The following is an 8,771-nucleotide window of genomic DNA, read 5'->3' on the forward strand; positions in this document are numbered from 1 at the left end:
TAACTATCACCTAATAAAATCTTTATCTTTGAAATCACATCATGGAGAATTTATGAAAAACGTTGATCTTGGACTTTTATTTATACGTTTAGGACTTGGTATCTGCCTTTTTATGCATGGTTTTGGTAAAATTTTACATGGACTTAGTGGGGTAAAAGGTATATTGGTAAATGCTGGTTTGCCTGGATTTTTGGCATATTTTTCTTACCTTGGAGAGGTCTTAGCGCCCATTATGTTAACTATTGGTTTTTATTCAAGAGTAGGCGCTATCCTAGTTTTAGGTACTAGTATTACTATTTTATACTCGTACTATGGATTTGCAAATTTATTTGCATTAAATGAGGTTAATGGCTTTAAATCGGAACTTATCTATCTTTATATTGCTATTTCACTTTGTATTCTTTTGATAGGTAGTGGCAAATATGCTGTCAAACAAGACTAATACAAAATAAAGACGGCAGAGTTTTTATAAAATCAAGAATTAGATGAGTAAGTCTAACTTATTAACCGTTATTTAAGTTTATTTTAAATAAAATTAGGTCTTTTTAATAAATTTAGTTGAAAGGAATTATTGTGCCAACCATAAATCAATTGGTCAGAAAAGAACGCAAGAAAGTGACTGTTAAGTCAAAATCTCCAGCGTTAAAAGAGTGCCCTCAAAGAAGAGGAGTTTGCACTAGGGTTTATACTACAACTCCTAAAAAACCAAACTCAGCTTTGAGGAAAGTTGCCAAAGTCAGGCTAACAAGTGGTTTTGAAGTCATCAGCTATATCGGTGGTGAAGGTCACAACCTACAAGAACACAGTATTGTTTTAGTTCGCGGCGGTAGGGTTAAAGACTTACCAGGTGTTAAATATCACATCGTTCGTGGTGCACTTGATACTGCTGGTGTTGCAAAAAGAACAGTTTCTCGTTCTAAATATGGTGCTAAACGCCCTAAAGCTGGCGCTGCAGCTGCAACAAAAAAGTAAAAATTTAGGTTCGCAGACGTTGCTAAAATTTGCAAACGTTTGAGTAAAATTTCATAAAAATTTGAAGGAAAGATCAAAATGAGAAGAAGAAAAGCCCCTGTAAGGGAAGTCTTACCTGATCCGATTTACGGAAATAAAATAATCACTAAATTTATTAATTCTCTTATGTATGATGGAAAAAAAAGCGTCGCTACTGAGATAATGTATGGTGCTATTAAAGCCATAGAAAAGAAAAATGCTGAGGTTAAAGGCATCGACGTTTTTAACGATGCTATTGAAAATGTAAAACCTATTTTAGAAGTTAAATCACGCCGTGTTGGTGGTGCTACTTATCAAGTACCAGTTGAGGTTCGCCCAGCTCGCCAACAAGCTCTTGCTATTCGCTGGCTTATAACTTACGCCAGAAAAAGAAGCGAAAGAACTATGATAGATAAACTAGCAAATGAGCTCTTAGATGCGGCAAACTCAAAAGGTGCATCTTTCAAGAAGAAGGAAGATACTTACAAGATGGCAGAGGCTAATAAAGCATTTGCTCACTACCGCTGGTAAGAAAGAATTAATATGGCAGAGAGAAAAACGCCTTTACATAAGGTAAGAAATATCGGTATTGCGGCTCACATTGATGCTGGAAAGACAACTACTAGTGAGAGAATTTTATTCTTTACTGGTATGAGCCATAAAATAGGTGAGGTTCATGATGGTGCTGCTACCATGGACTGGATGGAACAAGAAAAAGAGCGTGGTATTACTATTACTTCAGCTGCAACTACGGCATTTTGGAAGGGTTATCAAATAAACCTAATTGACACTCCGGGACACGTTGACTTTACTATCGAAGTTGAGCGTTCTATGCGTGTTCTTGACGGTGCTGTTTCAGTATTTTGTTCTGTTGGTGGTGTTCAACCACAATCAGAAACTGTTTGGAGACAAGCAAATAAATATCACGTACCAAGAATCGTTTTTGTTAATAAAATGGATAGAATAGGTGCAAATTTCTTTAGAGTTGAAGAGCAGATTAGGGAAAGACTAAAAGCAAACCCAATACCTATTCAAATTCCTATAGGTGCTGAGGATAACTTTAGAGGTGTGGTTGACCTTGTAAGAATGAAAGCTTACGTTTGGAATGATGAGAAAAAGCCAACTGACTATGTTGAAGAAGAAATCCCAGCTGAAGTTAAAGATAAGGCTGAAGAATACCGTGCAAAACTAATCGAAGCTGTTTCTGAGACAGATGATAGCTTGATGGAGAAATTCTTTGCAGGCGAAGAACTAACTGAAGAAGAGATTAAAAAAGGTATAAAAGCAGGCTGCTTAAGAATGACTATCACGCCTATGCTTTGCGGAACTGCGTTTAAGAACAAAGGTATCCAACCTCTACTTGATGCTGTTGTTGATTATTTACCAGCTCCAGATGAGATCGCAGCGATAAATGGTGTTTATGAAGATGGCGCTGAAGTGACTGTTGAAAGTACAGATGATGGCGAATTTGCCGCTCTTGCGTTTAAGATTATGACTGACCCATTTGTTGGACAGCTAACATTTATCCGTGTTTATAGAGGAAGCCTTGAAAGTGGTAGCTATGCTTACAACACAGTTCAAGACTGCAAAGAGAGAATCGGTCGTTTGCTAAAAATGCACTCAAATAAACGTGAAGAGATTACTGAGCTTTTTGCTGGTGAGATCGGCGCTGTTGTTGGTCTAAAAAATACTCTAACAGGTGATACTCTAGCTAGCGAAAAAGATAAAGTTATCCTTGAGAGAATGGACTTCCCTGAGCCAGTTATTAGTGTTGCAGTTGAACCAAAAACAAAGGCAGACCAGGAAAAAATGGCAATAGCACTTCAAAAACTAGCTCAAGAAGATCCAAGTTTTAGAGTTAGTACAGACGAAGAGAGTGGTCAAACTATTATTAGCGGTATGGGTGAGCTTCACTTGGAGATCATAGTTGATCGTATGCTTCGTGAATTTAAAGTAGATGCTGAAGTTGGACAACCACAAGTTGCTTATCGTGAAACTATTCGTAAGACAGTTGAGCAAGAATATAAGTATGCTAAACAATCAGGCGGTCGTGGTCAATACGGTCACGTATTTTTACGTATTGAGCCGCTTCCAGCTGCTAGTGGATTTGAGTTTGTTAATGATATCAAAGGTGGTGTTGTTCCAAAAGAATACATCCCAGCTGTTGAAAAAGGTTGCAAAGAGGCACTTCAAAGCGGTGTTCTTGCTGGTTATCCAGTTGAAGACGTTAAAGTTACACTATTTGATGGTAGTTACCATGAAGTTGACTCGTCTGAAATGGCATTTAAGCTTGCTGCTTCAATGGGCTTTAAGGAAGGTGCTAGAAAAGCAGGTGCTGTTATTCTTGAGCCTATGATGAAGGTTGAAGTAGAAACTCCAGAAGAGTATATGGGTGATGTTATAGGTGACCTTAATAAACGCCGTGGACAAGTAAATTCAATGGATGATAGAAATGGCGTGAAGATCATTGCCGCTTATTGTCCATTGGCTCAAATGTTTGGCTATTCAACAGACCTTCGCTCAATGACACAAGGTCGTGCGACTTACTCTATGGAATTTGACCACTATGAAGAAGTTCCTAAAAACGTAAGTGAAGAGATCATTAAAAAGAGAAATGGCTAATTAGCCAAAAATAGGGCAGAGCGATCTGCCCTTTGCCTTTAGCTGCTCAGCTAAAAAATAAACTAACTCGCAAATTTGTCCTCATAGCTCAGCTGGATAGAGCGTAGAATTCCTAATTCTAAGGCCACAGGTTCGAACCCTGTTGGGGACACCACTACTTATAAAAACAAATAAAAAGTTGTAAAAAATACACCAGTAAATCTTAGCTAGTTTCCCTAAAAATAGGTGAAAAGTTATAAAAATAAGTAAAAAGTTGTAAAAAGATAGCGAAATATTTTTTAACTGACTTTTTTACTGACTAATGATATAATCCACAAAATTTTAAAAAATAGGTCAGTAAAACTATGCCAAAGACAAGCCCACAAGTAAATGACACCCTTTTAAAATCGCTAAAGCCTAAAGAGAATAAATATTTTGTTAGTGACGGCGAGAATATGCTAATAGAGATACGCCCTAATGGCAAAAAATCTTTTATATTAGAGTATAAAAGCCCTGCAACCAACAAAATGGCAAGAATAACTTTAGGGCAATATCCGATAATGAGCCTAAAGGAAGCTCGTGCGTTAAAACTAGAGTTAAAAGAGCAAATAAGTAAAGGGATAGACCCTAAAAAAAATAATGCGGACGAGGGAAAAAGATTTAAGGATATTTTTCAAGAGTGGTTTAGTAGAAAGCAAAAGCAGGTTTTGCCAAAACAGCAAAAAACGATCAAGAGTTTTTTTGATAGATTTTACTTGCCTAAATTTGGCGATATGGATATTAAAAAAATAAGCAGGCGTGATATTATTTCAGCCCTTGAGTTTTTGGAATTTGAAAAGAAGTATATAACATTTAGTAAAGCGCTAGGGGCATTAAAAGAGCTTTATAAATATGCCGTACTAAAAGAATATGTAGAGCATAATATCGTTTTAGATATTGACAAAAAAGCGCTTTTTAAAGCCCCCGAAACAAAACACTACGCCGCCATAACAGACGATCAGGCTTTAGCACAACTATTAAATAACATAATCTATTATAGTGGCGATGTTAGAGTTAAAGCGTGTTTGGTGCTTAGTGTAATGACTGCCGTACGCCCACTCAACGCAAGGTCGGCTAAATGGTCGGAGTTTGACCTAGATAATGGGCTTTGGCGAATACCAGCCGAGCAAATGAAAATGAAGCGTCCGCACGTTGTTTTTTTAGCTGATGATCTTTGCAAATTCTTACAATTATATAGAGGCACTTTTAAAAGTGAATATCTATTCCCAAGCGTAAGAAGCTTAACAAGACCTATTAGTGATAATGCGTGCCGTTGCTCCCTTAGAAACATGGGCTACTCAAATGAGGAAATAACCCCACACGGCTTTAGGGCTACATTTAGCACCATTTGCCACGAAAAGAGGGCAGAGCATAAACAAAGCAGTGATATTATTGAGCTTTGTCTAGCACATATTGAAACAAACAAGGTAAAAGACGCATATAATCACGCAAAGAATTTAAAAGAGCGTAAAGAGCTTATGTTTTGGTGGCAAGGTTTTATTTATGCCCTTTGTCCTGACATATATTCTTTTATCGAGGCTAAGTCACAGTAGATAACACGCTGGTTTATTTTATTAGCCTTGATTATACCAGCGTCAATGAGTTTTTTTAGGGTCGGTTTTGAAATGTTTAAAATTTCCCTTGCATATTTTGAGGGGATAAAACCGACCGCTTCACTTAGGGCTGCTATCTCGCTCATTTCCTCTCCTTAATATAATCTTTCAAATCTCGTAATGCGTTCCGTAAATAGCGGACGTCGCATTTAAATAAAAGAGTTTGTAATCGCTCAACTAAATTTATCTTTTCATTGTGTGCCTCACAAAACGCCTCTAGGTTTGCAAGGGCTGCTAAATGTTTATCTTTTTCTGGGCTACTCATCTAATAGCTCCTTGTTTTTGTAAATGTTGCCAACTACAACCCATTCACCAAGTTCGTCTAGAAAAAATTCTAGTACTTCTCGTTTTCTATCAATAGGTCTAACTGCAAAACTTCCTATGTCAAAAAATACTTCGCCCATCTCGCCATCTTGTGGGTTTGGTAATTCTTCACTACGAGGAGCTTGCGGACAAAATCTGACTATATTCCCCTCGTATATTTTTCTGCCGTTTTGGTCTTTTAAGCCAGTGTATTGAACAAGTGCAATCTCGTCATTTAGTCCATATTCCCATACATTGCCGTCATCATCCATAATTTCAACTATTTGGTCTTTAAAATTTATGCTTACCACGTCCCATAATTTACCTGCTCGGACATCTATTTCAAGAGGATGGCTATCCTTATCAGTCAAATCATAAACATAAGCTCTAAATTCGATTTCTCTCATATTATTCCTCCCTCTGCAAAATGAGCAGTTGCATCTATTACTTTTTTCTTTATGAAGCCTTTAGGGTCTTTTTTAAACTCCTTAAACCTATACAATATAAGAAAAGGTAAAGTTACAAAAAACGTATACAAAAAGAAAATACCAAGCCCTATGTAATCAACTAGCTTGCTTAAAAAAATAAAGGCTACTATTAACATTGCACCTACACAAGTTGCAGCCACCACTATACATACTAAGACGCTTTCATATATGTCTTTCATTAGTTCTCCTTTTAAATATTCTCAATATAAAAATAAGCCAGCGTTTGGCTATCCTCTGCTTCTTTGCGGTATTTCGTATCACAACTCTTGTTTGATATATAGGCTATCTTGTCTTTATTCACCGCGTAAAAATCAGCCAGTATCGGCGCTAATCTTTGCCCCTTGCGTTCATTTGGTGCTAAACGCAAATAAAGCAGATCACAAGCTAGCTGTGGCGCTGTCGTGCTAAAGCTTTGCTTGGCAATGCTCGCCTTGTTATCCAAAGCGTTTATTTGAGTTTCTATCCGCCTTTTAAAAGTGTGATAGTGTCCTACTATCGGCGTCATCGCTTCTATTAGCTCGTCGATAAATTTGCTTGCTTTTTTGTTTATAAATAGCCCTAGCTTCTCGGTGCTATCCATTTGTAAAAACGAATACGCCATTACAAAAATAGCGGCGTCTTTTATCTCAGCCGTTGTCATCGCTCGCTCCGTTTAGGTTTCTACCTTTTAATATTTGTAGCACGTCCTGCTTTGAAAATTTAGAGGCTGGATTTAGCTCGATTTTGCTAAGCCAGTAGCGATCTAGTTTTTCGCAGTAGTATTTCATCGCACTTTCAAAGTTTAACCGCTGTGGCAGTGGCACGCCTATCTTAAACGTGCCTTTTACTAGCTTCATCTTATCTTTTGCGTTCATAATCGCTTCGCCGTAAGTCATTTTCTTTTCTTTGCTACGTCATCGCTATTGTCTATCCAGTGTATACTCGGCGCACCTTTGTGTCTAGTATCGAAAATATACCAAGCATACACCATCATCCCCGTTTCGTATTTTCCGTCTGGGCGTATCTCTGTAGATAGCAAAGGATAGCGCGCAAAAACGTAGACTTTTTCTAAAATCTCGCGTAAATAAATTTTGTCTAGTCGCTCTTTGCCGTGTAAGTAATTAAGTGGTAGTAAAAACGCAAATCTAGGCGCGACTTCGCACGCTTTTAAAATAAACTCTTTGGCGAAGCTAAACGGTGGATTTGTGACGATCGCGTCAAATTTACGCGTTTCGGCTAGAAAATCTTTGCCGTCTAGCAGCAAATCGTAAGCCGTGACGTCCTCGTAGCCCGCCTCTTTTAAAATTGCCGTTATCGCGCCTGCACCGCAAGCGGGCTCTAGTATGCGTCCGCTAAACTTCTCTACCTCCAAGAGACGCCGCGTGATGCTATACGGCGTCTGATAGAAGTCGCTTTTTGATCGACTCTTGTTCGTGTTACCGCTGAAGTTTTTGCCCATTTTTTTAGCCTTTTGCCTGCTCACCTATTTTTAATAAAATTTCACACAAGCGAGACATAATAGGGCTACGTCCTAGATATACGCCATAAGTCCTATAATTTTCGCCGCGTTTAGCATACTCTCTAGCTTCTCTATCGCTAAAAGTAAATACCATTCTTTCATCTACCACCCACCTTTGCATAGTCGGATAATAACAATAGTCTCTCAATTCCTCCCGATCTCTTATGTAGCTTTGCAAGTCGTCATCATCATCCACATTTAAAAGAATGCCAAGCTCTTTTGCTAATTCTAGTTTTTGGGTGTCATCATCGGCATCTATTAGTTTTTCGTGTATTTCGTCTATTAGGTATGTTTTTGCCTGCTTAAGCCCCTCAGCCACGGCATCCCCTTCGCTAAATAGCGTCCAATTATCAGCAAATTCCTCATCTGTGATAATAATCTCTTTCTTTTGAACCGTCAGACCGTAGGGCTGAGCGGTACTTCTAGTGTCTTGGTTGAGCATCTCTTTCCCTAAATCCATTAAAAATTTCGTATCTTCATCGGATAAACAAAACGGGACTTTCTTGTTATCTTGAGTCATATTAGTTCCTTTAATAATTTATTTATAAGTCAAACGATTAAAACGGTATCGTTTCGTCGTTATCGTATTTGTCGGCGTCAATATCTACATCATCATCTATGGTGGTGCTAGCTTGTGGCGTGTGGGAGTTATTATTTCTTTTTGGGGCGCTCCATGTGGCTTCAAACATTAACCCATTAGGTTCTTTTGGAGTAAATAACGCTAAATAAACACGTCCGCCAGCTACTAGAGGCGTTTCTATATGCCCCCTAAAATAGTTTGTTTTTCCGTCATTGCTGACAGCATTCCAAATGCCCCCTATAATTTGCCTTGCTCCCTTGTAATTTTTAGGCTTAAAGAGCACTATTTTATATATTGGGGCGTTTTGATTTTTAGCTAGCTCCTCATCAGGAGTTGGGATCAGCCCACACTCAATAGGGCGTAAAAAGGGTATGTTTATCATACCCCCTATAAATTTTACTTCTTTGCCGTCTTGAGCTTTGAAAGTTTGATTTTTAAAATAGCCTATATTCATTAGTTATCCTTTAAATTTTCTATTAAATTGTCTATACTGCTTGGATCGTTTAGATAGGCAGTAGCCTCATCAATACTTAGCCTCTCAACTAATTTTTCAGCCTCTGTTTCACTTGCGCCTCGTTTCACCAGCTCACTTTGTAGTAGATCGTGAGGCATTGGCTCAACTGTCAAATTTTCTTTTACAGTTGCGATTTCAACTTCAA

General features: G+C 38.1%; 14 protein-coding genes, 1 tRNA gene and 1 pseudogene. 6 read left to right on the forward strand and 10 right to left on the reverse strand.

Annotated features, from left to right (window positions below; genetic code table 11):
- Nucleotides 1-52: 52 nt before the first annotated feature.
- The 6 genes from B9N62_RS06235 to B9N62_RS06260 all read left to right on the forward strand — a co-directional run bounded on the left by B9N62_RS06235 (nucleotide 53) and on the right by B9N62_RS06260 (nucleotide 5,183).
- Entirely contained in the window at nucleotides 53-442 is a 390-nt protein-coding gene (locus B9N62_RS06235) for a DoxX family protein (protein ID WP_087584811.1), read from the forward strand.
- 131 nt (nucleotides 443-573) lie between these two features.
- Nucleotides 574-972 carry a 30S ribosomal protein S12 gene (rpsL, locus tag B9N62_RS06240; RefSeq protein WP_021090705.1) on the forward strand — a complete coding sequence of 133 codons (399 nt, stop codon included), beginning with the start codon at nucleotides 574-576 and terminating at the stop codon, nucleotides 970-972.
- A gap of 78 nt (nucleotides 973-1,050) precedes the next feature.
- Nucleotides 1,051-1,521 (forward strand): 30S ribosomal protein S7, encoded by a 471-nt coding sequence (rpsG, locus tag B9N62_RS06245; protein WP_021090980.1) that lies wholly within the window; start codon nucleotides 1,051-1,053, stop codon nucleotides 1,519-1,521.
- Between the two features lie 12 nt (nucleotides 1,522-1,533).
- Nucleotides 1,534-3,612 (forward strand): elongation factor G, encoded by a 2,079-nt coding sequence (gene fusA, locus B9N62_RS06250; RefSeq protein ID WP_087584812.1) that lies wholly within the window; start codon nucleotides 1,534-1,536, stop codon nucleotides 3,610-3,612.
- 77 nt (nucleotides 3,613-3,689) lie between these two features.
- Nucleotides 3,690-3,766: transfer RNA gene (locus B9N62_RS06255), tRNA-Arg, on the forward strand.
- Nucleotides 3,767-3,956: 190 nt separating this feature from the next.
- Nucleotides 3,957-5,183 (forward strand): tyrosine-type recombinase/integrase, encoded by a 1,227-nt coding sequence (locus B9N62_RS06260; protein WP_087584813.1) that lies wholly within the window; start codon nucleotides 3,957-3,959, stop codon nucleotides 5,181-5,183.
- Here B9N62_RS06260 and B9N62_RS06265 read toward each other — a convergent pair.
- From B9N62_RS06265 to B9N62_RS06310, 10 genes and pseudogenes are all read right to left on the reverse strand, one after another.
- Nucleotides 5,132-5,329 (reverse strand): helix-turn-helix domain-containing protein, encoded by a 198-nt coding sequence (locus tag B9N62_RS06265; RefSeq protein WP_035143794.1) that lies wholly within the window; start codon nucleotides 5,327-5,329, stop codon nucleotides 5,132-5,134. The two genes, B9N62_RS06260 and B9N62_RS06265, sit on opposite strands and share 52 nt — an antisense overlap.
- Entirely contained in the window at nucleotides 5,326-5,508 is a 183-nt protein-coding gene (locus tag B9N62_RS06270) for a hypothetical protein (protein WP_087584814.1), read from the reverse strand. Before B9N62_RS06270 ends, B9N62_RS06265 begins: the two co-directional genes overlap by 4 nt.
- Nucleotides 5,501-5,953, reverse strand: coding sequence for a YopX family protein (locus tag B9N62_RS06275; protein WP_087584815.1), 453 nt, complete (start codon nucleotides 5,951-5,953; stop codon nucleotides 5,501-5,503). Before B9N62_RS06275 ends, B9N62_RS06270 begins: the two co-directional genes overlap by 8 nt.
- The gene (locus B9N62_RS06280; RefSeq protein ID WP_087584816.1) at nucleotides 5,950-6,213 is read right to left on the reverse strand and encodes a hypothetical protein; all 264 of its coding nucleotides are present in this window, start codon (nucleotides 6,211-6,213) and stop codon (nucleotides 5,950-5,952) included. Before B9N62_RS06280 ends, B9N62_RS06275 begins: the two co-directional genes overlap by 4 nt.
- Nucleotides 6,214-6,224: 11 nt before the next feature.
- A complete protein-coding gene (locus tag B9N62_RS06285) occupies nucleotides 6,225-6,674 on the reverse strand; it encodes a hypothetical protein (RefSeq protein ID WP_087584817.1) in 450 nt (149 codons plus the stop codon).
- Nucleotides 6,661-6,909, reverse strand: coding sequence for a hypothetical protein (locus tag B9N62_RS06290; protein WP_087584818.1), 249 nt, complete (start codon nucleotides 6,907-6,909; stop codon nucleotides 6,661-6,663). The genes B9N62_RS06285 and B9N62_RS06290 overlap by 14 nt, the downstream gene beginning before the upstream one ends.
- A complete protein-coding gene (locus tag B9N62_RS06295) occupies nucleotides 6,906-7,472 on the reverse strand; it encodes a hypothetical protein (RefSeq protein WP_087584819.1) in 567 nt (188 codons plus the stop codon). The genes B9N62_RS06290 and B9N62_RS06295 overlap by 4 nt, the downstream gene beginning before the upstream one ends.
- A gap of 4 nt (nucleotides 7,473-7,476) precedes the next feature.
- Nucleotides 7,477-8,052: a hypothetical protein gene (locus B9N62_RS06300; protein WP_087584820.1), complete on the reverse strand. Its 576-nt coding sequence runs from the start codon at nucleotides 8,050-8,052 to the stop codon at nucleotides 7,477-7,479.
- Nucleotides 8,053-8,089: 37 nt separating this feature from the next.
- Complete coding sequence (locus tag B9N62_RS06305) at nucleotides 8,090-8,566, reverse strand: DUF736 family protein (protein ID WP_087584821.1); 477 nt, start codon at nucleotides 8,564-8,566, stop codon at nucleotides 8,090-8,092.
- Nucleotides 8,566-8,771, reverse strand: a pseudogene (locus B9N62_RS06310) (phage recombination protein Bet); the annotation flags it as partial. The pseudogene B9N62_RS06310 and the gene B9N62_RS06305, both read right to left, overlap by 1 nt.

Source organism: Campylobacter concisus (assembly GCF_002165785.1).
GTDB lineage: Bacteria > Campylobacterota > Campylobacteria > Campylobacterales > Campylobacteraceae > Campylobacter_A > Campylobacter_A concisus_W.